The organism is Citrobacter sp. Awk 2 (genome assembly GCF_028069815.1).
Classification (GTDB): domain Bacteria; phylum Pseudomonadota; class Gammaproteobacteria; order Enterobacterales; family Enterobacteriaceae; genus Citrobacter.
In genome coordinates this window covers 1-26,172 of record NZ_JANEWL010000038.1, presented here as the reverse complement: position 1 = coordinate 26,172, position 26,172 = coordinate 1, and the positions used below count along the sequence as shown (strand labels likewise).

The following is a 26,172-nucleotide window of genomic DNA, read 5'->3' as shown; positions in this document are numbered from 1 at the left end:
TTGCGAGTGAGATCTGCTGGCTGGGATTGGGCAATGAAAAAGGCTACACTTCGCCTTTGATAACTATTTACCAATAATTAGCCCTAAATAATTCAAGTTGCAGCAAGGCGGCGAGGGAGTGAATCCCCTGAGCGTACAAAAGTACGTGACTGGGGTGAACGCACACAGCCAACGCATCTGCGGCTTGAAGTATGACGGGATAAACATAGAGGCGAGTCCAACGTGGCCCAATTCGTTTATACCATGCATCGTGTCGGCAAAGTCGTTCCGCCGAAACGTCATATTCTTAAAAACATCTCTCTGAGCTTCTTCCCAGGCGCAAAAATCGGGGTGCTCGGTCTGAACGGTGCGGGTAAATCTACCCTGCTGCGTATCATGGCCGGCATTGATACCGATATCGAAGGTGAAGCACGTCCGCAGCCGGGTATCAAGATCGGTTACCTGCCACAGGAACCGAAGCTGAACCCGGAACACACTGTTCGAGAATCCGTTGAAGAAGCGGTTGCCGAAGTGGTTAACGCACTGAAAGGCCTGGATGAAGTGTATGCGAAATACGCAGAGCCAGACGCAGATTTCGATAAACTTGCTGCGCAACAGGGCAAGTTTGAAGAGATTATTCAGGCGCATGACGGTCATAATCTGAATGTGCAGCTCGAACGTGCCGCCGATGCCCTGCGTCTGCCGGACTGGGATGCCAAAATTGAGAAGCTCTCCGGTGGTGAACGTCGCCGCGTCGCACTGTGCCGCCTGCTGCTGGAAAAACCAGACATGCTGCTGCTCGACGAACCGACGAACCACCTGGATGCCGAATCCGTCGCGTGGCTGGAACGCTTCCTGCACGACTTTGAAGGGACCGTTGTGGCGATTACCCACGACCGTTACTTCCTTGATAATGTTGCCGGATGGATTCTGGAGCTTGACCGTGGTGAAGGTATTCCGTGGGAAGGTAACTACTCCTCATGGCTGGAACAAAAAGATCAGCGTCTGGCTCAGGAAGCCTCTCAGGAAGCGGCTCGTCGTAAATCCATTGAGAAAGAGCTGGAGTGGGTACGCCAGGGTGCTAAAGGCCGTCAGTCTAAGGGCAAAGCCCGTCTGGCACGCTTTGAAGAACTCAACAATACCGAGTACCAGAAACGTAACGAAACCAACGAACTGTTTATTCCACCAGGACCGCGTCTGGGCGATAAAGTCGTTGAAGTGACCAATCTGCGTAAATCCTACGGCGATCGCGTACTGATTGACGATTTGAGCTTCTCAGTACCGAAAGGGGCTATTGTCGGTATCATCGGCCCGAACGGTGCAGGTAAATCCACCCTGTTCCGCATGATGTCCGGTCAGGAACAGCCTGACAGCGGCACCATTGAACTGGGTGAAACCGTGAAGCTGGCGTCTGTTGACCAGTTCCGTGATGCCATGGACAACAGCAAAACCGTGTGGGAAGAAGTCTCCGGCGGGCTGGATATCATGAAGATCGGCAACACCGAGATGCCAAGCCGCGCCTACGTAGGCCGCTTTAACTTCAAAGGTGTGGATCAGGGTAAACGCGTCGGCGAGCTGTCCGGTGGTGAGCGTGGTCGTCTGCACCTGGCGAAGCTGCTGCAGGTTGGCGGTAATATGCTGCTGCTCGATGAACCGACAAACGACCTGGATATCGAAACCCTGCGCGCGCTGGAAAACGCCCTGCTGGAATTCCCAGGCTGTGCGATGGTTATCTCGCACGACCGTTGGTTCCTTGACCGTATCGCCACCCACATTCTGGATTACCAGGATGAAGGTAAAGTCGAGTTCTTTGAAGGTAACTTTACCGAATACGAAGAGTACAAAAAACGCACGCTGGGCGCTGATGCGCTGGAGCCGAAGCGTATTAAGTACAAGCGTATTTCTAAGTAATTACCGTTAAGCGCCGGATGGCGGCGTTCCGCCTTATCCGGCCTACGAGATAAGTACGANTTGTAAGCCGAATANGNGCAGGTCATCCTGCCTATGAGGTTAGTGCGACTTGTAGGCCGGATAAGCGCAGCGCATCCGGCATTAAAACCTACCTCTGCTCACCCATCAGTTCTTTCACCAGCTCCACGCAGCGCAGGAACCGGCCATCATAGTCAGGCTCTTCCACGTGGACAAAATCGATATTGTTTTCCTGTAGCATCTCCACCAGCAGAGACTGAAATGCCTTACGGTCAACCGAACTCCCAAGGCTGCGTAATCCATCCGCCACCCACGGAGTATTGTTTTCCAGCAGGATCACCAGGTCAAAGCGGTATTCGTCAATCAATGCCTGCACAAACGGATGCTCACGCCCTTCGTACTTTTTACAGAATGCCTGAGTGGTCACAAAGTCAGTGTCGATAAATGCCACTTTATTGGCATATTTCACTGCGAAATCAATGTACTGTGCCTGTCCCAGCGCAATCTTGTCGTAGTCCGAGTATTGCAACGCCATCTCGTCGCCCCCCAAATGGGAAAAGACGTAATCACGGCCATATTCCCACGCACTGGTGGTGTTGAAGATATTGGCAAGCTTATTCACCAGCGTCGATTTGCCGCTCGACTCTCCACCGAGGATCGCCACGGTGCGCACGAAAAACGGTTTCACTTCAGTCGGGATATATTCCCAGTAGCGGAATGGGTTTTCTCGAATTTGCCCGCCGCTGATGCTCATAAATGTCCGTTTGGGATCAACCAGTACCGTTTCAATGCCCAGATGTTCAAGATATTGCGGGGCATCAGATTCTTCAGAGGTGTAAATCCAGTTAGGCTGAATCCCCTTCTCCTGCATAAACGTTTTGATGCCATTGCTCCACACATCCCAACCGTGCGGATACGGCTCCATGCCTTCCTCATTGAAGGCATGGATACGGATGTTTTTTTGATATTTGAAGGTCTGCAACAGCCAGCGCAGACGGTCAGAAACCGTTGGCTGTTGTGACATGGCACTGTCTTCAAACAGACTGCGGTCGCGCGTATCGTCATAGCCCATGATGATATGCAGTTCATCTACCTGACTACAGGCGCGCTGAATAAGATAGATATGACCGGTATGCAGCGGATAAAACTTGCCAAATACCACACCGATGTTTTTCTGCTGACGGGGAAACTCAAGCCCCAAAAAACGGTGCAGCGCCTCCAGTTTTTGCGCGCTGGGGCTTTTGATTTTGGCATTCAACAGTTGGCTGAGATATCCCTTGGTCATGCCACTGGCATCCGCCACTTGTTGCAGGGTACAGCCCTTTTGCTTAATGGCGGTTTTCAGATAATCAAATGACACAAGAGCCTCCTGCTGGAAAAATCGCGTAACACTGCCTGATGGCGCTTCGCTTATCAGGCCTACAACATCAATCCGTAGGCCGGATAAGACGCATTGCGTCGCCATCCGGCAAATTATACAACATCACTGCATACAGAGGATTATAAGTCGTCAAACACGCTTAGCGCATCTGCAAGCTTTTTCACGCCAAAAACCTGCATCCCTTCCGGTACTTTTTTCGGGACGTTGGCGGCAGGCACAATCGCCCGGCGGAAGCCGTGCTTCGCCGCTTCCGAAATACGCTCCTGGCCGCTCGGCACCGGGCGAATCTCGCCCGCCAGCCCTACTTCGCCAAAGACCACTAAATCCTGCGGCAACGGTCTGTCGCGTAAGCTGGAAACCATCGCCAGCAGCAGCGCCAGATCGGCACTGGTTTCAGTGACTTTTACGCCACCCACCACATTGACGAACACATCCTGATCCGCCATCTGCAAACCACCGTGACGGTGCAGTACCGCCAGCAGAATCGCCAGACGGTTTTGTTCCAGCCCAACCGCCACGCGACGCGGATTCGACATCATGGAGTGATCGACCAATGCCTGGATCTCCACCAGTAATGGACGTGTCCCTTCCCAGACCACCATTACTGAGCTGCCGGAGGTAACTTCATCACCGCGACTTAAAAAGATAGCAGAAGGGTTGCTGACTTCGCGCAGTCCCTGTTCGGTCATCGCGAAGACACCCAGCTCATTCACCGCACCAAAACGGTTCTTATGGCTACGCAGGGTACGAAAACGGGAGTCGGCATCACCGTCGAGCAGCACCGAGCAGTCAATACAGTGCTCCAACACCTTTGGCCCGGCCAGCGACCCGTCTTTGGTGACATGGCCGACCATAACAATCGCCACACCACGCGTTTTAGCAAAGCGCGTCAGGTAAGCGGCGGTTTCCCGTACCTGCGCCACACTGCCTGGCGAAGACTGAATATCCGCCATATGCATCACCTGAATGGAGTCGATAACCATCAGCCTCGGCTGTTCTTCTTCTGCAATCAGGCAAATTTGCTCAATGCTGGTTTCCGACAGCATATTCAGATTCGCCGTCGGAAGACCCAGTCGGTGTGCGCGCATCGCAACCTGCTGCAAAGATTCTTCCCCTGTGACGTACAAGGTTTTCATCTGCTCGGCAAGTTTGCACAACGTTTGTAGCAGCAGCGTCGACTTCCCTGCTCCGGGGTTACCGCCAATCAGAATGGCGCTACCCGGCACCACACCGCCGCCCAGTACGCGATCGAATTCTTTAAAACCGGTAGAAAAACGCGGCAACTCCTCGAGGCTAATATCAGACAGCTTCTGCACCTTTGCGACACCCGCATTCCCGGCATAGCCGCTGAGCCGCTCGTTACGCGCCACCGTAGGCGACGCCGCAAGACGTACCTCGGTAATGGTGTTCCAGGCCTGACAAGCGCTACATTGACCCTGCCAGCGCGGGTAATCGGCCCCACATTCATTACAAACAAAGGCGCGTTTTGGAGCTTTTGCCACGTTTAACCTCTTTTGTTAATGCTTTTGTCGGATGGCGCAGCCGTCATCCGACATCAAAATTATTTCTGGTTCATGCTGCCGGAGAGAATGCAGAACACGCCCATCAGATCAGCGTGACGGATAGTGATCTCCGTCTTTTCATTCACTTTCGGTTTTGCATGGTAGGCGATCCCCAGACCTGCCGTTTTGATCATCGGCAGATCGTTGGCACCATCCCCGATCGCCACCGTCTGCGCCATCGGGATTTCATACTCTTGCGCCAGACGTGTCAGGGTATTGGCTTTGTACTGCGCATCAACGATATCGCCAATCACATTACCAGTGAATTTACCGTCCATGATTTCCAGCTCATTCGCCACAACGGCAGTCAGTCGCAGTTTTTCACGCAGGTATTCCGCAAAGAAGGTAAAACCACCGGAGGCAATAGCCACTTTCCAGCCGAGCGTTTCCAGCTTCAACACCAGTTGCGTCAGGCCAGGCATCAGCGGTAAGTTTTCGCGCACCTGTTGCAGAATGTTGGCATCGGCCCCTTTCAGGGTGGCAACCCGGCTGCGCAGACTGGCGGTAAAATCCAGTTCACCACGCATCGCGCGTTCGGTCACTTCCGCGACCATTTCGCCCGTTCCGGCCAGTTTGGCGATTTCGTCGATACATTCGATCTGGATAGCCGTAGAGTCCATATCCATCACCAGTAGCCCTGGCGTACGCAGATGGGGGATTTTACCTAATGGCGCAACATCCAGTTTGGCGTCATGCGCCAGTTTTGTCGCGCGCGGTGTTAACGACCCGGCGAGGCGAATCACTTGATAATCCTCAACGCACCAGGCGGCTACGATCACCATCGCCGCACCCAGTTTGCTCTGGTATTGCGTTAAACGCTGTTTATCCAGCCCACGACCATACAGCAGCCAGCCACTGCGGCCCGCGTGGTAGTCCAGCGGCATGACTTCATCACCGCTTAAAGAAAGGGGCAGACCTGGCCACAGAGAGACATCTTCAGGTAGATCGCACCAGGTAATGTTAGGCATTAAAGCTCCTGTAAAATCGTTCGGGTCGGAATCATCCAGGGGAAAATAACGCATGAGGCTACCCTGTAACCAGCGCTTCTGGCAACATTAAGCCTCAAATTTTCAGCAGGTGGAATATGGCTCGCGCAAAACTGAAATTCCGACTTCATCGTGCAGTGATTGTATTGTCCTGTCTCGCGTTGCTTGTCGCCCTGATGCAGGGTGCATCCTGGTTTAGTCAAAGCCACCAGCAGCAACGTAATCCGCAGTTGGAAGAACTGGCCCGTACACTGGCCCGCCAGGTCACCTTAAACGTCGCGCCGCTGATGCGTACCGAAACACCGGATGAAAAACGCATCAAAGCCGTACTCACACAGTTAACGGAGAGTAGCCGTATTCTGGATGCTGGTGTGTACGATGAACAGGGCGATCTGATTACCCGCACCGGTGAGAGCGTCAATGTCCGTGACCGGCTGGCGCTCGATGGCAAAAAGGCCGGGGGCTATTTTAATCAGCAAATCGTTGAGCCCATTCAGGGGAGAAACGGTCCGCTGGGTTATCTGCGTCTGACACTTGACACCCACACGCTTGCCACCGAAGCGAAGCAGGTAGACAACACCACCAACATCTTACGCCTGATGCTGCTCCTGTCACTGGCTATTGGCGTAGTCCTCACTCGCACATTATTGCAAGGCAAGCGTACCCGCTGGCAGCAATCCCCTTTCCTGCTGACCGCGAACAAACCGGTACAGGAAGAAGACAACGAGAAAAAAGAGTAATTCAAAGAAAGGAAATCGACCATGACCACACTACGCCTGCTTATCTCTGACTCTCACGATCCCTGGTTTAACCTGGCCGTTGAAGAGTGCATTTTCCGCCAGATGCCCGCCACGCAGCGCGTCCTGTTTTTATGGCGTAACGCCGATACGGTGGTTATTGGCCGCGCGCAAAACCCATGGAAAGAGTGTAACACCCGCCGAATGGAAGAGGACAACGTACGGTTGGCACGTCGCAGCAGTGGCGGTGGTGCGGTATTTCACGATCTCGGGAATACCTGCTTTACCTTTATGGCCGGCAAACCGGAGTATGACAAAACCATCTCCACGGCTATCGTATTGAATGCGTTGAATTCACTGGGTGTAAACGCCGATGCCTCCGGGCGTAACGATCTGGTGGTTAAAACCGCCGAGGGCGACCGCAAAGTCTCTGGTTCCGCATATCGGGAAACCAAGGATCGTGGATTTCACCACGGAACACTGCTGTTGAATGCCGATCTCAGTCGACTGGCCAACTACCTGAACCCCGATAAAAAGAAACTCGCCGCGAAAGGGATTACCTCTGTACGCTCGCGAGTTGCCAATTTGACTGAGTTGTTACCGGGCATTACCCACGAACAGGTGTGTAAGGCTGTTACAGAAGCCTTTTTTGAACACTACGGCGAACGCGTAGATGCCGAAATTATCTCTCCTGACAAAACGCCGGATTTGCCGAATTTTGCCGAAACCTTTGCCCGCCAGAGCAGTTGGGAGTGGAACTTTGGCCAAGCTCCAGCGTTTTCACATCTGCTGGACGAACGCTTCACCTGGGGCGGCGTAGAGCTGCATTTTGACGTTGAGAAGGGGCATATTACCCGTGCACAGGTCTTTACCGACAGCCTCAACCCCACACCGTTAGAAGCGCTGGCGGGTCGTCTGCAAGGGTGTTTGTATCGGGCGGATAGGCTGCAACAGGAGTGCGAGGCGCTGCTGGTTGATTTCCCACAGCAGGAGAAAGAGTTACGCGAGCTGTCGGCATGGATTGCAGGAGCGGTGCGTTAAGCACTGGCCTGAAAAATGCCGGATGGCGGCTGCGCCTTATCCGGCCTACGAGAACAATGGCAGGCCCGGTCAGCACAGCGCCACCGGGCATCACAACGCTTACTCTTTATCGCCCAGCAGAACGGATTCCAGTGCGATTTTGATCATGTCGTTGAAGGTCGTCTGACGTTCAGCGGCAGTGGTCTGCTCGTGAGTACGGATATGGTCGGACACGGTGCAGATGGTCAGCGCTTTCGCACCAAATTCAGCCGCAACACCATAGATACCCGCCGCTTCCATTTCCACGCCCAGTACGCCGTACTTTTCCATCACGTCGAACATTTCACCGTCCGGAGAGTAGAACAGGTCAGCGGAGAACAGGTTGCCCACGCGCGCGTCAACGCCCAGCGCTTTTGCCGCATCAACAGCGTTACGCACCATGTCGAAGTCAGCGATAGCTGCAAAGTCATGATCTTTAAAGCGGATACGGTTAACTTTGGAGTCAGTGCAAGCACCCATACCGATAACCACGTCACGCAGTTTGACGTCCATACGCACAGCGCCACAGGAGCCTACGCGAATGATTTTCTTCACGCCGAAATCCGTGATCAGCTCTTTGGTGTAGATGGAGCAGGACGGGATACCCATACCGTGACCCATAACAGAGATCTTACGGCCTTTGTAAGTCCCGGTGAAACCTAACATGCCGCGAACGTTGTTCACTTCACGGACATCTTCGAGGAAAGTTTCAGCAATGTGCTTAGCACGCAGCGGGTCGCCCGGCATCAAAACTACGTCAGCGAAATCGCCCATTTCTGCATTAATATGTGGGGTAGCCATCTTTTATCCTTATCTTGTTGTTATTGCCTGATGGCGGCTACGCCTTATCAGGCCTACAAAACGTATTCAAATACCCTAAGGATTTCGCGTTGTAGGAAGGCGACGAATTCGTGAATCCCCGGGAGCATAGGTTAACTATGCGACCGGGGTGAGCGAATGAAGTCAACGCATCCACAGCACGAAAGACAACGGGTATTACAGCATGTTTTTACCGTAGTCCATCGGCGACGTACCAAAGTAGCTCGCCAGCGTCTGACCGATATCCGCGAAGGTTTCACGGTGGCCTAAAGAACCCGGTTTCACTTTCGGGCCGTAAATCAGCACCGGAATGTGTTCACGGGTATGGTCGGTCCCGGTCCAGCTCGGGTCACAGCCGTGGTCAGCGGTCAGGATCAGAATGTCATCTTCACCTACCAGCTCCATCAACTCTGGCAGACGGCGGTCGAACAACTCCAGACCAGCAGCATAGCCAGCGATATCGCGACGGTGGCCCCAGGAAGAGTCGAAGTCCACGAAGTTAGTGAAGACAATCGTCTCATCACCCGCTTCTTTCATCTCTTTGATGGTCGCGTCGAACAGCGCGTCCAGACCGGTTGCTTTCACTTTTTTAGTGATACCGCAGTTGGCGTAGATGTCCGCGATCTTACCGACAGAGACAACATGACCTTTTTTCTCATCGACCAGTTTCTGCAGTACCGTCGGCGCTGGCGGCTCAACAGCCAGGTCGTGACGGTTACCGGTACGCTGGAAGTTACCAGCTTTGTCACCGATAAACGGACGCGCAATAACACGGCCAATGTTGTAGCCGCCTTCAGTCAGTTCTTCACGAGCGATTTCACACAGCTCGTAGAGCTTATCCAGGCCAAAGGTTTCTTCGTGGCAGGCAATCTGGAACACGGAGTCAGCGGAGGTATAAAAAATCGGCTTGCCGGTTTTCATATGCTCTTCACCCAGTTGATCCAGAATAACGGTACCGGAAGAGTGGCAGTTACCGAGGTAGCCCGGCAGATTGGCACGCTTAACCAGTTTATCCAGCAATTCTTGTGGGAAGCTGTTCTCGTGATCGGAGAAATAACCCCAGTCAAACAGAACCGGAACACCCGCGATTTCCCAGTGGCCAGAGGGTGTGTCTTTGCCGGAAGAGAGTTCATGCGCCCATGCGTAGGCACCAATCACTTCCGCGTTGCCGTCCATACCCGCAGCAATTTTACCCGTCGATCCTTCGTGAGCTTTCACCAGACCCAGACGAGTCAGGTTAGGCAGATTCAGTGGGCCTTTGCGGCCATTGTCAGCTTCGCCCTTCGCACAGGCTTCTGCAATATGACCCATAGTGTCTGAACCTACGTCGCCAAAGCGATCCGCATCTTCAGTCGCACCAATACCAAAGGAGTCCAGCACCATAATAAATGCACGTTTCATCTTGTTCTCCATACATCTGCGCCGCAAAAAAGCGATCAGATCAGTATACAGTTAATCGGTTATACGACGATAGACTGTCGGTGTAATTTCTGGCGCTTTGTCGTCAAGGCTGATTGCCGCTTTGACCGCTTTCGCCGCTTCCTGCCAGCTGGCTTCGTCTTTGGCGTGAATTACCGCCAGCGGACGCTGACCATCAACACTATCGCCCAGACGCGCCATGTCGGTGAAACCGACGCTGTAATCAATGGTGTCCGAAGCCTGACGACGACCGCCGCCCATGGAAACGACCGCCATACCTAGCGCACGGGTATCCATTGCGCTGACAAAACCTTCGGTATCAGCATATACCGCTTTGCTGAGCATTGCCGTCGGCAGGTACTTCGCATAATTTTCCACGAAGTCGGTTGGGCCTTTCTGCGCCGCAACCATGCGGCCAAAAATTTCTGCTGCTTTACCGTTATCCAGTACGGCCTGCAACTTCGTGCGGGCTTCTGCGTCATCTTTCGCCAGTTTACCGGAGATCAACATCTCCACACACAGCGCCATCGTAACGTCGAACAAGCGTGGATTACGGTATTCGCCGGTCAGGAACTGCACCGCTTCACGGACTTCAACCGCGTTACCTGCACTGGAGGCCAGCACCTGATTCATATCCGTTAACAGCGCAGTGGTACGAACCCCCGCCCCGTTTGCCACGCCAACAATCGCTTCGGCAAGGGCTTCAGAAAGTTCGTAGGTCGGCATAAAGGCACCACTACCTACTTTGACGTCCATCACCAGCGCATCCAGTCCTTCCGCCAACTTTTTAGCCAGAATGGAACCCGTGATGAGTGGAATGGAATCCACCGTCGCGGTGATATCGCGGGTGGCATAAAAACGTTTGTCCGCCGGTGCGAGTGAGCTGGTTTGCCCAATAATCGCCACACCCACGTCTTTAATAATTTCACGGAAACGCGCATCGTCCGGGAAGATATCAAATCCCGGGATCGCTTCCAGTTTATCGAGCGTACCGCCGGTATGCCCCAGACCGCGCCCAGAGATCATCGGGATAAAGCCGCCGCAGGCTGCGACCATCGGACCTAACATCAGTGACGTCACATCACCTACACCGCCGGTAGAGTGTTTATCCACAATCGGGCCGTTCAGCTGCAAACTTTTCCAGTCCAGCACGGTTCCTGAATCACGCATTGCCATGGTCAGCGAGACACGCTCAGGCATTGTCATATCGTGGAAGAAAATGGTCATCGCCAGGGCGGCGATTTGCCCTTCAGAGATGGTGTTGTCGCGAATACCGTTAATAAAGAAACGAATTTCTTCATCACTCAGCGCATGACCATCACGTTTTTTACGAATAATTTCTTGTGCGAGAAACACGGTAACCCCCGATTAATCAGGTTAAATGCGGCGGAAAACCCACTGCAATGAATGATTACTCTAAATAATTCAAGTCGCAGGAAGGCGGCAAGGGAACTCATCCCCAGGAGCTTACTACAGTAAGTGACTGGGGTGAGGGAGTGCAGCTAACGCACCTGCGGCTTGAAGTATGACGAGTAATTAGTAGCTGCTTGCGCTCTTACCGTCGCCGTGACCCAGTGCTTTCAGCAGGCTAGCCAGCAGGCTGGACGCACCAAAACGGTAATGACGGGAATCGGCCCAGTCAGCGCCAAACAATTCGTCGGCAATTGCCAGGAACTGCTGTGCATCTTCTGCAGTACGCACGCCGCCAGCCGGTTTGAAACCAACCGTTTTAGAAACACCCATATCGCGGATCACTTCCATCATGATGCGTGCGCTTTCCGGCGTCGCATTGACCGGTACTTTACCGGTAGATGTTTTGATGAAATCAGCACCGGCTTTGATGGAGATTTCAGATGCTTTGCGAATCAGTGCTTCTTCTTTCAGCTCACCAGTTTCGATGATCACTTTCAGCAGCACATTGGCTGCTGCGCACGCGTCTTTACAGGCTTTAACCAGATCAAAACCAATCTGCTCATTGCCTGCGATCAGTGCACGATACGGGAATACCACATCAACTTCGTCTGCACCGTAGGCAATCGCGGCGCGGGTTTCTGCCAGCGCGATCTCGATATCGTCGTTGCCATGCGGGAAGTTAGTCACGGTGGCAATACGGATGTCCGGTGTGCCCTGCTCTTTCAGAGTCTTACGCGCAATAGGGATGAAACGCGGATAGATGCAGATTGCAGCAGTGTTGCCAACCGGGGTCTTCGCCTGATGACACAGCGCGATCACTTTCTCATTAGTGTCGTCGTCATTCAGGGTGGTCAGGTCCATCAGTTTCAGTGCACGCAGGCTGCTTGCTGTTAAATCGGTCATAACATTCTCCAACGGCATCGCCGTATAAAATTTCACCTTGCGAGTTTGTTAGTATTCTAACATCCGCTCGCTATTACACTTCGATATACATCACAGTTAATGAAAACCACATACAGATTTGCATTACTCTAATGAGATCTACTTCAAATAAATGACCTTTACTGGCGGCATGCGGTGACATCAGGCGCATCCGGATCAAAGGTTGTCGCTGCGTTGCTTCCTACAATGGCGCTTAACCTTCAGTACATAAAGGAACCAACGATGCCCACGTCAAGCGAACTCGCGCTGCAACAGCGCTGCCAACAAATCGTGACCAGTCCAGTGCTCAGCCCTGAACAAAAACGTCATTTTCTGGCACTGGAGGCAGAAAACGCTTTGCCGTATCCGCAACTGCCTGCACAAGCACGCCAGGCGCTGGATGACGGGGTTATCTGCGATATGTACGAAGGTCATGCCCCGTTCAAACCGCGCTACGTATTACCCGATTACGCGCGTTTTCTGGCCAACGGTTCATCATGGCTGGAACTGGAAGGCGCAAAGGATCTCGATGACGCATTATCCTTACTCACCATTCTTTACCACCACGTTCCGTCAGTGACGTCGATGCCGGTGTATCTCGGCCAACTCGATGCGTTGCTGCAACCGTATGTTAGAATTCTAACACAAGACGAGATCGATGTTCGAATAAAACGTTTCTGGCGCTATCTCGACAGAACGCTGCCCGATGCGTTTATGCACGCCAATATTGGTCCTGCCGACACGCCCGTAACGCGGGCAATTTTACGCGCAGATGCAGAGTTAAAGCAGGTTTCGCCCAATCTGACATTTATTTATGATCCGCAAATTACACCTGACGATCTGCTGCTCAACGTCGCGCAAAATATTTGCGAATGCAGTAAACCGCACATTTCTAACGGCCCTGAAAATGATAAAATTTTCACAAAAGGCCACTATGGCGTCGTCAGTTGTTACAACTCACTGCCACTGGCGGGCGGTGGAAGTACGCTGGTCAGACTCAATCTGAAAGCCATTGCAGAGCGCAGTACTTCTGTCGATGACTTCTTTACGCGTACCCTACCGCATTACTGCCAACAGCAAATCGTCATCATTAATTCACGATGTGAATTCCTCTACGAGAAATCACATTTCTTTGAGAATAGCTTCCTGGTGCAGGAAGGGTTGATCGATCCCGAACGTTTTGTGCCTATGTTTGGCATGTATGGTCTGGCAGAAGCCGTAAACCTGCTGTGCGATAAGGCGGGGGAGAACGCTCGCTACGGCAAAGATGAGTACGCTAATCAGCTTGGTTATCGTATTAGCGCCCAGCTCGCCGACTTTGTTAACAACACGCCGGTGAGATATGGCTGGAAGCAGCGCGCGATGCTGCATGCGCAGTCGGGTATCAGTTCTGATATCGGCACCACGCCGGGCGCTCGCCTGCCTTATGGTGATGAACCCGATCCCATCACCCATCTGCAAACCGTCGCGCCGCATCATGCGTATTATCACGCCGGGATCAGCGATATTCTCACACTGGACGAAACCATCAAACGTAACCCGCAGGCGCTGGTACAGCTTTGCCTCGGCGCGTTTAAAGCCGGTATGCGCGAGTTTACCGCCAACGTGAGCGGAAACGATCTGGTCCGTGTGACCGGCTACATGGTGCGCCTGTCGGATCTGGAAAAATATCGTACCGAAGGTTCACGTACCAACACCACCTGGTTGGGTGAAGAAGCCGCGCGCAATACGCGTATTCTGGAACGACAACCCCGAGTGATCAGCCATGAACAGCAGATGCGCTTTAGTCAGTAAGCTGATTCCCTTCTCCTGCGTCGACGGGCCGGGGAGTCGCCTGGCCCTGTTCCTGCAGGGATGTAATCTGCGCTGTAAAAATTGCCACAATCCGTGGACGATGGGACGCTGCAACGATTGCGGGGAATGTGTGCTGCATTGCCCGCATGAAGCGTTGAGTCTGAGCGCGGGAAAAGTATGGTGGCAATCTGATATTTGCCAGCAATGCGACACCTGCCTGCATATGTGTCCTCAGCAGGCCACACCGATGACGCAAACCATGAGTGTGGATGAGGTGCTGCAGCATGTTCGTAAAGCCTCGCCGTTTATTGAAGGAATGACGGTCAGCGGTGGTGAGGCGACAACACAGTTACCGTTTATTGTTGCGCTGTTTAGCGCGATCAAAGCCGATCCGCAGCTACAGCACCTGACCTGCCTGGTGGACAGCAACGGCATGCTGAGCGAAACCGGCTGGCAAAAGCTGCTACCGGTTTGCGACGGTGCGATGCTCGATCTAAAAGCCTGGGATAGCGCATGTCATCTGCAACTGACAGGGCGCGATAATACTCTGATTAAAAACAGTATTATTTTTCTGGCAGACCAGGGAAAACTCGCGGAATTACGCCTGTTGGTGATCCCCGGTCAGGTAGACTATCTGCAACACATCGACCCGCTGTCTGCGTTTATTCATCGCTTAGGTAACGTGCCTGTGCGGCTAAATGCCTTTCATGCGCATGGGGTGTATGGCGAAGCGCAATCCTGGCCGAGTGCCACACCGGGAGATGTGGAGCAACTGGCAAATGCGTTACGCAATCGTGGCGTGGATAATGTGATCTTCCCGGCGCTGTACCTGTGATTACCGAATGCAACGACTTCATGTGTAGGCTGGATAAGGCGCAGCCGCCATCCGGCAAAGATATGCCTGATGCACTTCGCTTATCAGGCCTACGGAGCGCAGGATACCTCACACATTAAACAACGCCGTCGTATTGCGATACAGCACATCTGCTATCACGTCCGCAGGCTCTTGACGCAGTACGCATAATGTCTCAAAGACTCTGACCACCTGCTCAGGACGATTAGGCTGACCCTGAAAACCGTTAAGCGGCATATCCGGCGCATCGGTTTCCAACAGCAGCGATTCCAGTGGCAACGTCGCCATCACCTCACGCGTTTTGCTGGCGCGTGGATAGGTGATGGTCCCACCGACACCTATCTTGTACCCCAGTTGTACAAAACGCGTTGCCTGTTGCAGGCTTCCGGAAAAGCCATGCACCACACCGGTTCGCGGGAGATCATGGCGTTTAAGATGCATAGCCAGCTTGTCATGGGTACGGCGCGAATGGAGGATCACCGGAAGATCGTAACGCTTCGCCAGCTTAAGCTGTGCTTCCAGCACCCTTTCCTGCTTATCAAACTGCGGATCTTCACGCCAGAGATCCAGCCCGATCTCACCGACCGCCACCAGCTTCTGCGATCGTTGCTCCAATTCCTGTTGCAACCTGTCCAGACCGTTATCATCGTGATCTTCAATAACAATAGGATGCAGACCCAGCGCGGCATACAACGAAGGATAATTTTCCGCTAACGCCAGTACGCGTGAAAAGTTCATCGCCTGCGTTGCCGGAACAATAATATGGTGCACACCAACGTCAGCCGCACGCTGGAGGCTGGCTGGCTCATCACCGGTAAAGGGGGGAAAATCAAAATGACAATGCGTATCGATAAACCGGGGACTCACGCCAGATCCTCACTATTAAACGTCGTATCGTTGGCCTGGGGCGCACTGCTCGCAACGGATGCATGGGCGTCGTTGGCAACGGGGGCAGGTGGAACCACCACCGGGCTGGGCACCACAATCTTCGGCGTCTGACGAGGCAACGGCACATTTTTCGCCAACAGTTTACCAATCGTTGCCAAAAAATAGCGCCCGCACAGGCGTCCGGTTTTGTAGTCTTCACGCAATGCCGGAATGCGGCTCCCCAGTGCCATACTATGGAGTGGTTTTGGTGGGTAGATCTCAAAAATACGCAGCTTGCCCGGCGGTTTTTCGATAAAGCGCTGAATAGCGCGGTAGCTGGCTTCATGATGTTGAACCAGATTCACCAGCGGCTGCAGACTGCTCTCCCCCAGCCAACGCTCCATACGTTTGAACCATTGTGGGGTGTAGTACATTTGCGAAGGCACGGTGCGGATCACCACCAACGTCTTCGCCCCTTGCTTCGCCGCCTCCTGAACGGGTATGGCGTCACTGACTCCACCATCCAGATAGTTCACACCATCCAACACAACCCCTGAACGATAGAATCCCGGAATCGCACTGGATGCACGAATGAGATCCAGCCAATTGTGCCGGTTCGGCGAAAAATAGCCCGGCGTGTAGTCATCGCCCCGGCAGGCGCACATATAAAACGCTTTACCTGCCTCAAATAGGCGCTCCGCGTTATCCAGCGCCAGCGGCATCTGCGCAGCGGTGGAGTCCACCAGCCAGTCGAGATCGATGAGATTCCCCCCGCGTACGAATCGTACCGGGTCAAAAAACTCACGTCGGGTGGTGTAGCGCATGATCACCTTGCGCCCGTAGCCGGGTTGGTTACAGAGATAGGCCGACAGATTTTGCGCGCCAGCAGATGTCCCATAGAAGAGATCGAAAGGATTAAATTGCGCACGCATAAACTCATCCAGTACGCCGGCAGTAAAGATCCCCCGTTGCCCCCCGCCTTCGCACACCAGCGCCATACTGCCTGGTTGAAATGGACGTAACGATAACGGCGCTATATTACCGAGCGTGACGGGTATTCTCTGCCCCACCTCTGCCTTCCTGTTTTTTGTAATAGAGCAACAAGGTAACGCAAATTGCCCAGCGCTAAAACCGTAAAAGCCAGTCCAATGGACTGGCATAGTAGCAATTATTCTTTACAGCTAATCCCCCAAAATAATTCGAGTTACAGGAAGGCGGCAAGTGCGTGACTCCCGATGAGCTTACTCTGGTAAGTGATTCGGGTAAGCGCACGTAGCCAACGCACCTGTAACTTGAAGAATAAAGGGGATACGCTAGGGTCGTTTACGCCCAGTAAACAAGCTGACCAGAAACAGGATAATCCCCACCACAAAAACAATTTTTGCAGCGCCTGCTGCGGTACCCGCCAGTCCACCAAATCCCAGAGCGGCGGCAATTAACGCGATAACCAGAAATATGATGCCCCATCGAAACATATGCTTCTCCTTTACCATAGTTAATGTCGACCGCTTGATATGAGCGCTCAGGCTGCTCATCGGCGATATTTTCAGTGTGGTGCACAACGCGCCTCCCGACAAACGTCAGGAGGACGAATTAAGTCGAATTACTGAGTTTTGAGGTCATTTTTGACGCTTTTCACGCCATCAATTGCTTTAGCGATACTCTCAGCACGCTCACTTTGCGCCTGTGAATCGACGGTTCCTGAAAGCTGGACCACGCCATCGGTCGTCTCTACTTTCACTTTACGAGAAGGGACAATGTCATCGGCCAGCAGCTTGGCTTTCACTTCACTGGTGATAGCCGTATCACCCGCATAGCCTTTTACAGAGGTGTTTTTGCTGTCACGCACGTGCAGTTTGTCGCTAACGGAGGTCACGCCCTCAACGCCTTTCGCAACTTTAACGGCCTCTTCGGCCTGAGCCTGGCTTTCAACGAACCCACTTAACGTCACCACTTTCTGGTCCGTTTTGACGGAGATATCGGTGCTCTTAATGCTTTCGTGGTCCACCAGCGCGGCTTTTACTTTGGCGGTGAGGGTGCTGTCATCCATGAAATTACCGACTTTGTTCATAGAGCTATCGACTTTCTGCCCCGCACTTTCGAGCCCGGATTGCGCTTTATCCATTGTGCCGTTTTCTGCATAGGCAGAACCCGTTGCGACAGCGGAAGTCAGCATCACGGCCAGTAGCGTTTTAGAAATCTTAAGTCCTGTCATTGTCATCGATGTATTCCTGTTTGTTGTGCTTATAGCGATGTTCTGCCACTTAGCGGTCATAACCAGCAACTAATCACGTGACTGAAATAAATATCAGCTAAAGAGGCTGAAAAATGCTTAATGAAGAGCATTAAAAGCCGATATTTATGTCATCACATTGTTAAATATAGTTCACGATTTCGTGGCTGAGGTCTGAATTGATTAAAAAGCAAACAAAATTCAGGGGATTTAAGAACATTCCGCAAGGGATTTAAAAGACAGGAAAAGTTGCAGGGCGCGGTGAATACCGCACCCTGGAAGGCAGATTAGTGTTCGCGCGTTTTGCGGAACTGAACGTCAGGGTAACGTTCCTGGGTGAGATTCAGGTTAACCATGGTCGGCGCGATATAGGTGAGGTTATCGCCGCCATCCAGCGCCAGCTGAATTTCGTTTTTACGCTTAAATTCTTCGAATTTTTTCACGTCAGAACACTCTACCCAGCGCGCAGTCGCCACGTTGACTGACTCATAAATCGCTTCAACGTTGTATTCGCTCTTCAGACGAGAAACCACCACGTCGAACTGCAGCACACCGACGGCGCCAACGATCAGATCGTTGTTGGCAATCGGACGGAAGACCTGCACTGCGCCCTCTTCTGACAGCTGAACCAGCCCTTTCAACAACTGCTTCTGCTTCAACGGATCTTTCAGACGGATACGGCGGAACAGTTCCGGTGCGAAGTTCGGAATACCGGTGAACTTCATCATCTCGCCCTGAGTAAAGGTATCGCCGATCTGGATCGTGCCGTGGTTATGCAAACCAAGAATATCGCCAGGATACGCCTCTTCCACATGAGAACGGTCACCGGCCATAAAGGTCAGCGCATCGGAGATCACCACGTCTTTACCAATACGTACCTGACGCATTTTCATGCCTTTCTCGTACTTGCCGGAAACCACACGCATGAAAGCGACACGGTCGCGGTGTTTCGGGTCCATGTTGGCCTGAATTTTAAAGACGAAACCGGTGAACTTCTCTTCTGAGGCTTCTACAACGCGGGTGTCGGTTTTACGCGGCATCGGCGCAGGCGCCCACTCCACTAAGCCATCCAGCATATGGTCAACACCGAAGTTACCCAGCGCAGTACCGAAGAAGACCGGCGTGATTTCACCGGCAAGGAACAGCTCATGATCGAATTCGTTAGACGCGCCCTGCACCAGCTCCAGCTCGTCACGCAGTTGCTGCGCCAGGTCTTCACCTACGGCAGCGTCAAGTTCAGGGTTATTCAGCCCTTTAACAATGCGCACTTCCTGAATCGTATGGCCTTTACCGGTCTGGTACAGATACGTTTCATCTTTGTACAGGTGATAGACGCCCTTGAACAACTTACCGCAGCCAATCGGCCAGGTGATCGGCGCGCAGCCGATTTTCAGTTCGTTCTCGACTTCATCCAGCAGCTCCATTGGATCGCGGATGTCACGGTCGAGTTTGTTCATAAAGGTCAGGATCGGCGTATCGCGCAGACGGGTAACTTCCATCAGTTTACGGGTCCTGTCCTCAACGCCTTTCGCGGCGTCAATAACCATCAGGCAGCAGTCCACCGCCGTCAGAGTACGGTAAGTATCTTCGGAGAAGTCTTCGTGCCCTGGGGTATCCAGCAGGTTTACCAGGCAGTCATGATACGGAAACTGCATGACAGAGGTGGTAATTGAGATACCACGCTGCTTTTCCATTTCCATCCAGTCAGACTTGGCATGCTGGCTGGAGCCACGGCCTTTTACCGTACCGGCGGTCTGAATTGCCTGTCCGAATAACAGCACCTTTTCAGTAATTGTCGTTTTACCGGCATCCGGGTGAGAAATAATGGCAAAAGTGCGGCGTTTGGCCACCTCTTGCAAATAAGGAGACAACGTCATAGTCAAATCTTCTTAGGTAAGCACGGCATTGTGCCGCGCAAGTTGAATACGAAAAATTGCGGCTATTTTACCCATCAATGGGGGGGAGGCAATCAGTGTTTACACAGGAGCTGCTCCAGTTCGCTTAACGACACGACAGTCCAGGTCGGCTGAATGCCCGCTGGCTGCTCGCGGCGGTGCGTATTTAGCCAGCAGGTGGATAGCCCGGCGTTAATACCACCAAGAATATCGGACTCTGCGGTGTCACCCACCATCAGCACGCGGGAACGGTCAGGGTTGCCCGCCTGCTCCAGCGCATGGTCAAAAATACGGGGATCGGGTTTTGCCACCCCAACCTGCTCAGAAATCACCAGCAGATCGAAATAGCCGCGCAGGCCCGTACGCTCCAGACGGATTTGCTGTAATGCAGTAAAACCATTGGTAATGATGCCAATCTTTGCTTTACCGCGAATCGCATTAAGCAGCGACACGGCCCCCGGTAACGGCGAACAGATTTCCGCCATGGCATTAATAAATGCATCGTTTAGCTGGCCTGGCTCGACCTTCAGGCGCTCAGCCCAGCTCTGAAAACGAGCATGCTGCAGCTGTAATGAGGTAATTGCGCCGTTTTGATAATCCACCCACAGCGGTTTATTCACGGCCTGGTAGTCCTGAAAATCTTCAGCGGTAAAGGTGATGCTATAGTCGAGAAACATCCGCTGTAAGCCGGTAAACGAGTCAAACGTAAACAGCGTTTCGTCGGCATCAAAGAAAATCCAGTCCCACTTCATCATCATTACACCTTGTCTTACATGCTGATTGGCAATGCCATTATGATGGCATCTTCGTGACCATCGGCTGTCGGATAGTAATTGCGCCGAATCGTCGCCTCGTTAAAGCCAAGGCTTTCATACAATGCGATTGCCGCAGCATTCGAGGCGCGAACCTCAAGCCACAGCGTCAGAATACCGCGCTTTTCCAGCTCATCGATCAGGTATTCCAGCAGCTCACGCCCCAAACCCCGGCGTTGAAAGTCAGGATCAACGGCGATGTTGAACAGCGTAGCTTCATCCAGCACGACCTGCGTAATCGCAAAGGCTGCCATCGTGCCGTCAACGGTCAGTTGAAAGTTGAGATAACGATCGCCCTGGTTGCTGGCGAATGTTTTTTCACTCCACGGAAAGGCGTGGGCGCGTTTTTCAATCTGAAATGCTGCAGGTAAATCAGTCGGTTCGAGGGAAGAAATCGTGTTCATATGCGCAGATTTGTTGCCATAACGCGGCGCGTGCCGCTGGGTTATCCCGTAATTCATTAAACGCAGGACTGGCGACCTGAGCGCCCTCCAGCAGCAGCGGCTCTTCGGTTCCCAGCCGCCAGCTATTACAGCGGCTACCTTGCGGCAGCATGGCGACACGGTCAGGCGTCAGTTGTAAAACCTGATCCGGACTCACGGTCAATGCGTGTAAAATATCGCTCATTAACGGTTCGGTTAGCGCGGGTAACTGTGCAGCAACCATCACCAAACGGACATGCGCAGGAATTGAAATCGCGATCTCGCCCCGCAGCGCGCCAGGACGGCGCAGCGACCACTGCGTAATGCCCAGTTGCTGTAACTGCCAGTCTCGTCGGGATGTCATAGCGAAACACTCCTGTCTATCAGGGGCGCAAATATAGCAAATTCGTCGAATCAGCGCCAACAAACAACGATACACGTCATCCCGCAGACCGCCTTGATTCAGCTTGAATGATTTTGTGTATATAATCGCACCCTATATAAATTAAGGAGCATTCCATGTCTGCTTTTACCCCGGCAAGTGAAGTCTTGCTGCGCCACAGTGATGATTTCGAACAAAGCCGTATTCTGTTTGCCGGTGATTTGCAGGATGACCTGCCAGCCCAATTCGCAAGCGCCGCCAGCCGCGCGCATACTCAGCAGTTGCACCATTGGCAGGTACTGAACCGCCAAATGGGTGATAACGTCCGCTTTAGCCTCGTCGCCCAAGCCGATGACGTTGCTGACAGCGATACGCTGATCTACTACTGGCCGAAGAATAAGCCAGAAGCCCAGTTCCAACTGATGAATATTCTGTCGCTGTTACCCGTCGGCACCGATATTTTTGTTGTCGGTGAGAACCGCAGCGGTGTGCGCAGCGCAGAGCAGATGTTGGCCGAATACGCGCCACTGAATAAAGTCGACAGCGCCCGTCGCTGTGGTCTTTATCATGGTCGCCTGGAAAAACAGCCCGTTTTTGATGCAGAAAAATACTGGGATGAATACACCATCGACAATCTGACCATCAAAACCTTGCCTGGCGTATTCAGCCGTGACGGACTGGATGTCGGCAGCCAGTTGCTACTCTCTACGCTGACGCCGCACACTAAGGGCAAGGTTCTGGATGTCGGCTGTGGCGCGGGCGTGCTCTCTGTTGCATTAGCCAGTCACTCGCCGAAAGTTCGACTGACCCTGTGCGATGTCAGCGCATCCGCGGTTGAAGCCAGTCGCGCAACGCTTGCGGCCAACGGCATTGAAGGTGAGGTGATTGCCAGTAACGTCTTTTCTGACGTGACGGGTCGCTTTGATATGATCATCTCTAACCCACCGTTCCACGATGGCATGCAGACCAGCCTTGATGCAGCTCAAACGCTGATTCGCGGGGCAGTTCGTCACCTGAACAGCGGCGGTGAGCTGCGTATCGTGGCCAACGCCTTCCTGCCGTATCCGAAAGTGCTGGATGAGGTGTTTGGTTTCCATGAAGTTATCGCACAGACCGGTCGTTTCAAGGTTTATCGTACCATCATGACGCGTCAGGCGAAAAAAGCCTAACTGATGTAAGCGGGATAAGGCGTTTACGCCGCCATCCGGCGTGACACCGAGTATTGCCGGATGGCGCTATCGCTTATCCGGCCTACGGTTAGCGCCCATTTTTACATCAATTAATCGCGTCCTGGGCAATTAACTATTGACGAAAAGTTGAAAACCACTAGAATGCGCCTCCGTGGTAACGATACTTTTTGAGTGTCGATGGTATGCGAAGGTGGCGGAATTGGTAGACGCGCTAGCTTCAGGTGTTAGTGTCCTTTCGGACGTGGGGGTTCAAGTCCCCCCCCTCGCACCATAATCCACGTTGATATTGCTCGCACTGGGCGAAGGTGGCGGAATTGGTAGACGCGCTAGCTTCAGGTGTTAGTGTTCTTACGGACGTGGGGGTTCAAGTCCCCCCCCTCGCACCAACGAGGCGATATCAAAAAAAGTAAGATGACTGTGCGAAGGTGGCGGAATTGGTAGACGCGCTAGCTTCAGGTGTTAGTGTCCTTACGGACGTGGGGGTTCAAGTCCCCCCCCTCGCACCAATTATCTTATTTTCCTTTCGGTTTTCTTCTCTGTTTTACTCATCCCTGATTCCAGTTCATCATCACCAGAACAATACCGCCGATCAGTGCTGCACATGAAGGTAACAAAACGAAATGCCGTAAGCGTTTGTGGTACAGCATTAGCGAAGTCAGCAGCAGCCCTAATACAATCATCGCCTTCCATGCGTCGAGTGACAGGTCAGTAAATGCCAGCCCGGCAATCACTATCCCCGGCAGCAAAACTCCCCATCCACTGCCCAGCGCACGTTGCAACATGGTTTCACCTATGACATTGATAATGATAACCAATATCATATGATAAATTTTCTCATTTGTCAGCCGGGAAAGGCTATCAATTCTATGAGTTTTACTTAACGATTGATGACATGAATAATTTAAGGTGATAAATTGCTCGCCGGTTAGCTTTTCATCAAAAAACAATAACGACCTGAACGAATGATTTTTCGTTCATCATTTTTCCTTACAAACACACCTTCGTATATTGCAGATAAATAACAATATTTACCTATGACAGTACAATCCTGGCGAACTCTGCGCACTAAGAAATATCAACTCTCTTTACGTCTGTTTCTGCTTCTCAACGCAGTCTCCGCGCTGTTTACGCTTGTTTTCCCACTTTTTGCCGTCAACGCCTTATCTGTCCCGGCGTTGCTCATCCTGGTCGCCAGTACATTGCTGTTGGCATGGCATGGCAAATATGCGAATAAAAGAATTAATCTTCCTTTTATTTCAATCATTTTCGGTTTGTTGTGGGCAGCCCATATTGTGTTGAAATTCACAATACTGGGTAATAACGATTATTATTTTCTGTTAATAGCGCTTCTCAGTGTGTTGTTTATTGGCTCTATCGCTTTTGCCAACAATATCATCGCCTTTACGCTACATTCGTTACCCTCAGTCGTCGTCTGTCTATGGCTTAACGGGAGTGAGCATGGTCTACGCATTTTCTATTTTATGGCATTGCCTATGGCCGGGATTGCCATTCAACATGTGATCCAAAAGCGCTACGACGGCTTTGCCCAACAGCTGATGTACAAACTGCTGGAAGAGCGAGAAACCCTGAACGGCCTCAGTATGCTCGATCCGCTGACGGGGCTGTATAACCGTCGTGGGCTGCAACACCGACTCGATACGTTGCTGGCACTGAGCAACGCGAAGCATTACGTCTTATTGCTGGATATCGATCATTTCAAAGCCTATAACGACCATTACGGACATATGATGGGCGATCAGGCGTTAATTCGCGTTTCTGCCGCGATTCGTGATTCCGTACGCTCCCGGGATGTGGTCGCGCGTTTTGGTGGCGAAGAATTTATGGTGTTACTGACCGCCGTCGATCCACAGCAGGCGCAGGCCGCAGCTGAGCGTATCCGCCAGAAAGTATACGACCTTAAGATCCCTCATATGTTTAATGAGAGCGTAGCAACCAATGTGACGGTCAGCATCGGCATTGCGCCTTTAGTGGATCAGGATATTGACTCCGCGATTACCAGAGCAGACAAAGCGCTTTATGAGGCCAAGAATCTCGGTCGAAACAACACCCTGGTCAGCGATGAGCTGCGGATAAACTGCACCTCTTCCTGAGTTTATCCGTGCGGAACTGCCCGATATTGCGACAAAGATCTTGCCATCGTTTACTCTCGCCTATAGGATTAGAAATCATTATCATTTAGATTGACATCCTTATATCGCTATGGCTTACCGTTCCGCACCCATCGTTGAAGATGTCATCTGGCGCAGCCATCTCCCTTCAGAGATGCCCTCGCTGGCGGCTTCCGTGCGTGCGACCATAGCCCAAACTCGCGAACACTTGCTGGATTTTATTCGTCTTGACGAGACCCCACCGCAAGGTGCAATGACATTATATGAATGGACGCAACCGACAACGTTAAGTTCGCTTCTGGCCGTTTATTCAGACCACATCTACCGCAACCAGCCCACGTTAGTACGCGAAAATAAACCGCTGATCTCCCTCTGGGCGCAATGGTATATCGGCCTGATGATGCCCCCACTCATGGTGGCTCTGCTGACGCAAAAAGAAGCCATTGATGTCGCGCCGGAACATATGCACGTGGAGTTTCACGAAACCGGGCGTGCCGCATGTTTCTGGATAGATGTACATCAGGATCACCAGACCACTGAACTCTCACCGCAACAACGCATGGAAACGCTGATTTTGTCAGCCCTGACACCGGTGGTTCAGGCGCTGGAATCGACGGGTGAGATCAACGCGAAACTTATCTGGAGCAATACCGGGTATCTCATCCACTGGTATTTAACGGAAATGAAGTCGCTGTTAGGTGAAGAACTGCTGACAACATTGCGTCAAACCTGCTTCTTTGAGAAACAGCTCTCCTGTGGTCAGGATAATCCGTTGTGGCGTACCGTCGTTCCACGTGAGGGACTGTTAGTACGCAGAACCTGCTGTCAACGCTATCGCTTGCCCGATGTTCAGCAATGCGGTGACTGCACGTTAAAGTAAGCGAGGAGCCGCAGCCCCTCGCCTGCACGATTACGCTACCTGCTGACTTTCCTCTTCTATACGCTGGGCTTCTTCTTTTTCCTGCGCCAGCAGTTGCTTCTCATAGACCTTAAAGAAGGGGAAGTAGATGATGGCAGAAACCAGCGCCAACACGATCACCAGGATCGCCGCACGATAATCCCAGCCTAACGCCCATGCCGCCCCCACCGGGGCCGGTGCGGTCCAGGGTACTACAGAAATGACGCGACCAATCAAATCCAGCTTCATCGCTGCCCAGGCCAAGACAGCATTCACCATCGGCGCAAGCAGGAACGGAATAAAGAACACCGGATTCATCACTATCGGCGTACCGAAAATCACCGGTTCATTGATATTAAAAATACTTGGGACGACGCTGAGGCGTCCAATCGAGCGTAAATGGGCAGAACGACTGCGCAGATAGCAAATCATCAGCTCCATCGTCGCCCCCGAACCCCCCACCACGATGAAGATCGTCCAGAACGCTTACAT

Annotated in this window: 24 protein-coding genes, 3 tRNA genes and 1 pseudogene; 11 read left to right on the top strand and 17 right to left on the bottom strand. The window is 52.5% G+C overall.

Annotated elements, in window-relative coordinates:
• Window positions 1-222: 222 nt before the first annotated feature.
• A complete protein-coding gene (gene ettA / locus NNO02_RS11680; protein WP_048212765.1) occupies window positions 223-1,890 on the top strand; it encodes an energy-dependent translational throttle protein EttA in 1,668 nt (555 codons plus the stop codon).
• 148 nt (window positions 1,891-2,038) lie between these two features.
• Here the strand turns inward: ettA and nadR are convergent, their stop codons facing one another.
• The 3 genes from nadR to serB form a co-directional block, all read right to left on the bottom strand.
• Window positions 2,039-3,268, bottom strand: coding sequence for a multifunctional transcriptional regulator/nicotinamide-nucleotide adenylyltransferase/ribosylnicotinamide kinase NadR (gene nadR, locus NNO02_RS11675; RefSeq protein WP_411961646.1), 1,230 nt, complete (start codon window positions 3,266-3,268; stop codon window positions 2,039-2,041).
• Between the two features lie 140 nt (window positions 3,269-3,408).
• A complete protein-coding gene (gene radA, locus NNO02_RS11670; RefSeq protein WP_271441704.1) occupies window positions 3,409-4,791 on the bottom strand; it encodes a DNA repair protein RadA in 1,383 nt (460 codons plus the stop codon).
• Window positions 4,792-4,850: 59 nt separating this feature from the next.
• The gene (gene serB, locus NNO02_RS11665; protein WP_202039572.1) at window positions 4,851-5,819 is read right to left on the bottom strand and encodes a phosphoserine phosphatase; all 969 of its coding nucleotides are present in this window, start codon (window positions 5,817-5,819) and stop codon (window positions 4,851-4,853) included.
• A 116-nt stretch (window positions 5,820-5,935) separates the two neighbouring features.
• On the opposite strand from serB, the gene NNO02_RS11660 reads away from it, so the two are divergent.
• Both NNO02_RS11660 and lplA read left to right on the top strand, forming a co-directional pair.
• Window positions 5,936-6,577, top strand: a complete 642-nt coding sequence (locus NNO02_RS11660) for a YtjB family periplasmic protein (RefSeq protein WP_137383800.1) — start codon at window positions 5,936-5,938, stop codon at window positions 6,575-6,577.
• 21 nt (window positions 6,578-6,598) lie between these two features.
• The gene (lplA, locus tag NNO02_RS11655) at window positions 6,599-7,615 is read left to right on the top strand and encodes a lipoate--protein ligase LplA (RefSeq protein WP_271454863.1); all 1,017 of its coding nucleotides are present in this window, start codon (window positions 6,599-6,601) and stop codon (window positions 7,613-7,615) included.
• A 99-nt stretch (window positions 7,616-7,714) separates the two neighbouring features.
• On the opposite strand, the gene deoD is transcribed toward lplA, so the two are convergent.
• From deoD to deoC, 4 genes are all read right to left on the bottom strand, one after another.
• On the bottom strand, window positions 7,715-8,434 hold the full coding sequence (gene deoD / locus NNO02_RS11650; RefSeq protein WP_000224864.1) for a purine-nucleoside phosphorylase: 720 nt from the start codon (window positions 8,432-8,434) through the stop codon (window positions 7,715-7,717).
• A gap of 195 nt (window positions 8,435-8,629) precedes the next feature.
• A complete protein-coding gene (deoB, locus tag NNO02_RS11645; RefSeq protein WP_042312511.1) occupies window positions 8,630-9,853 on the bottom strand; it encodes a phosphopentomutase in 1,224 nt (407 codons plus the stop codon).
• 51 nt (window positions 9,854-9,904) lie between these two features.
• The gene (gene deoA / locus NNO02_RS11640; RefSeq protein WP_271441706.1) at window positions 9,905-11,227 is read right to left on the bottom strand and encodes a thymidine phosphorylase; all 1,323 of its coding nucleotides are present in this window, start codon (window positions 11,225-11,227) and stop codon (window positions 9,905-9,907) included.
• Window positions 11,228-11,407: 180 nt separating this feature from the next.
• Entirely contained in the window at window positions 11,408-12,187 is a 780-nt protein-coding gene (gene deoC / locus NNO02_RS11635) for a deoxyribose-phosphate aldolase (RefSeq protein WP_003019042.1), read from the bottom strand.
• Between the two features lie 261 nt (window positions 12,188-12,448).
• Here deoC and NNO02_RS11630 point away from each other — a divergent pair, with 261 nt between their 5' ends.
• Together NNO02_RS11630 and NNO02_RS11625 are read left to right on the top strand one after the other, a co-directional pair.
• A complete protein-coding gene (locus NNO02_RS11630) occupies window positions 12,449-13,999 on the top strand; it encodes a YjjI family glycine radical enzyme (protein WP_271454862.1) in 1,551 nt (516 codons plus the stop codon).
• Entirely contained in the window at window positions 13,971-14,834 is an 864-nt protein-coding gene (locus tag NNO02_RS11625; RefSeq protein WP_271454861.1) for a YjjW family glycine radical enzyme activase, read from the top strand. The genes NNO02_RS11630 and NNO02_RS11625 overlap by 29 nt, the downstream gene beginning before the upstream one ends.
• 108 nt (window positions 14,835-14,942) lie before the next feature.
• On the opposite strand, the gene NNO02_RS11620 is transcribed toward NNO02_RS11625, so the two are convergent.
• From NNO02_RS11620 to holD, 8 genes are all read right to left on the bottom strand, one after another.
• The gene (locus NNO02_RS11620) at window positions 14,943-15,719 is read right to left on the bottom strand and encodes a metal-dependent hydrolase (protein WP_271454860.1); all 777 of its coding nucleotides are present in this window, start codon (window positions 15,717-15,719) and stop codon (window positions 14,943-14,945) included.
• Complete coding sequence (locus NNO02_RS11615; RefSeq protein ID WP_271454859.1) at window positions 15,716-16,789, bottom strand: patatin-like phospholipase family protein; 1,074 nt, start codon at window positions 16,787-16,789, stop codon at window positions 15,716-15,718. The genes NNO02_RS11620 and NNO02_RS11615 overlap by 4 nt, the downstream gene beginning before the upstream one ends.
• A gap of 243 nt (window positions 16,790-17,032) precedes the next feature.
• Complete coding sequence (locus NNO02_RS11610; protein ID WP_003019081.1) at window positions 17,033-17,194, bottom strand: DUF1328 domain-containing protein; 162 nt, start codon at window positions 17,192-17,194, stop codon at window positions 17,033-17,035.
• Window positions 17,195-17,322: 128 nt separating this feature from the next.
• The gene (gene osmY / locus NNO02_RS11605; RefSeq protein WP_271441711.1) at window positions 17,323-17,940 is read right to left on the bottom strand and encodes a molecular chaperone OsmY; all 618 of its coding nucleotides are present in this window, start codon (window positions 17,938-17,940) and stop codon (window positions 17,323-17,325) included.
• Between the two features lie 299 nt (window positions 17,941-18,239).
• Window positions 18,240-19,829 (bottom strand): peptide chain release factor 3, encoded by a 1,590-nt coding sequence (prfC, locus tag NNO02_RS11600; protein WP_016151601.1) that lies wholly within the window; start codon window positions 19,827-19,829, stop codon window positions 18,240-18,242.
• A 92-nt stretch (window positions 19,830-19,921) separates the two neighbouring features.
• Window positions 19,922-20,599, bottom strand: coding sequence for a pyrimidine 5'-nucleotidase (gene yjjG, locus NNO02_RS11595; RefSeq protein WP_271454866.1), 678 nt, complete (start codon window positions 20,597-20,599; stop codon window positions 19,922-19,924).
• A 17-nt stretch (window positions 20,600-20,616) separates the two neighbouring features.
• Window positions 20,617-21,063 carry a ribosomal protein S18-alanine N-acetyltransferase gene (rimI, locus tag NNO02_RS11590; protein ID WP_271441712.1) on the bottom strand — a complete coding sequence of 149 codons (447 nt, stop codon included), beginning with the start codon at window positions 21,061-21,063 and terminating at the stop codon, window positions 20,617-20,619.
• The gene (holD, locus tag NNO02_RS11585) at window positions 21,032-21,445 is read right to left on the bottom strand and encodes a DNA polymerase III subunit psi (RefSeq protein WP_137383810.1); all 414 of its coding nucleotides are present in this window, start codon (window positions 21,443-21,445) and stop codon (window positions 21,032-21,034) included. The genes rimI and holD overlap by 32 nt, the downstream gene beginning before the upstream one ends.
• 155 nt (window positions 21,446-21,600) lie before the next feature.
• On the opposite strand from holD, the gene rsmC reads away from it, so the two are divergent.
• The 4 genes from rsmC to NNO02_RS11565 all read left to right on the top strand — a co-directional run bounded on the left by rsmC (window position 21,601) and on the right by NNO02_RS11565 (window position 23,159).
• A complete protein-coding gene (rsmC, locus tag NNO02_RS11580) occupies window positions 21,601-22,632 on the top strand; it encodes a 16S rRNA (guanine(1207)-N(2))-methyltransferase RsmC (protein ID WP_271441713.1) in 1,032 nt (343 codons plus the stop codon).
• A gap of 205 nt (window positions 22,633-22,837) precedes the next feature.
• Window positions 22,838-22,924: transfer RNA gene (locus NNO02_RS11575), tRNA-Leu, on the top strand.
• Between the two features lie 28 nt (window positions 22,925-22,952).
• Window positions 22,953-23,039: transfer RNA gene (locus NNO02_RS11570), tRNA-Leu, on the top strand.
• A gap of 33 nt (window positions 23,040-23,072) precedes the next feature.
• A tRNA-Leu gene (locus tag NNO02_RS11565) sits at window positions 23,073-23,159 on the top strand.
• A gap of 39 nt (window positions 23,160-23,198) precedes the next feature.
• Here NNO02_RS11565 and NNO02_RS11560 read toward each other — a convergent pair.
• Window positions 23,199-23,435, bottom strand: a complete 237-nt coding sequence (locus NNO02_RS11560; RefSeq protein ID WP_086523828.1) for a DUF1435 domain-containing protein — start codon at window positions 23,433-23,435, stop codon at window positions 23,199-23,201.
• 252 nt (window positions 23,436-23,687) lie between these two features.
• On the opposite strand from NNO02_RS11560, the gene NNO02_RS11555 reads away from it, so the two are divergent.
• On the top strand, window positions 23,688-24,764 hold the full coding sequence (locus NNO02_RS11555) for a GGDEF domain-containing protein (RefSeq protein WP_271449391.1): 1,077 nt from the start codon (window positions 23,688-23,690) through the stop codon (window positions 24,762-24,764).
• Window positions 24,765-24,873: 109 nt separating this feature from the next.
• Window positions 24,874-25,662 carry a siderophore-iron reductase FhuF gene (fhuF, locus tag NNO02_RS11550; RefSeq protein ID WP_271454858.1) on the top strand — a complete coding sequence of 263 codons (789 nt, stop codon included), beginning with the start codon at window positions 24,874-24,876 and terminating at the stop codon, window positions 25,660-25,662.
• Window positions 25,663-25,692: 30 nt separating this feature from the next.
• Here fhuF and NNO02_RS11545 read toward each other — a convergent pair.
• Window positions 25,693-26,166 (bottom strand): annotated as a pseudogene (locus NNO02_RS11545) (PTS transporter subunit EIIC); the annotation flags it as partial.
• Window positions 26,167-26,172 lie beyond the last annotated feature (6 nt).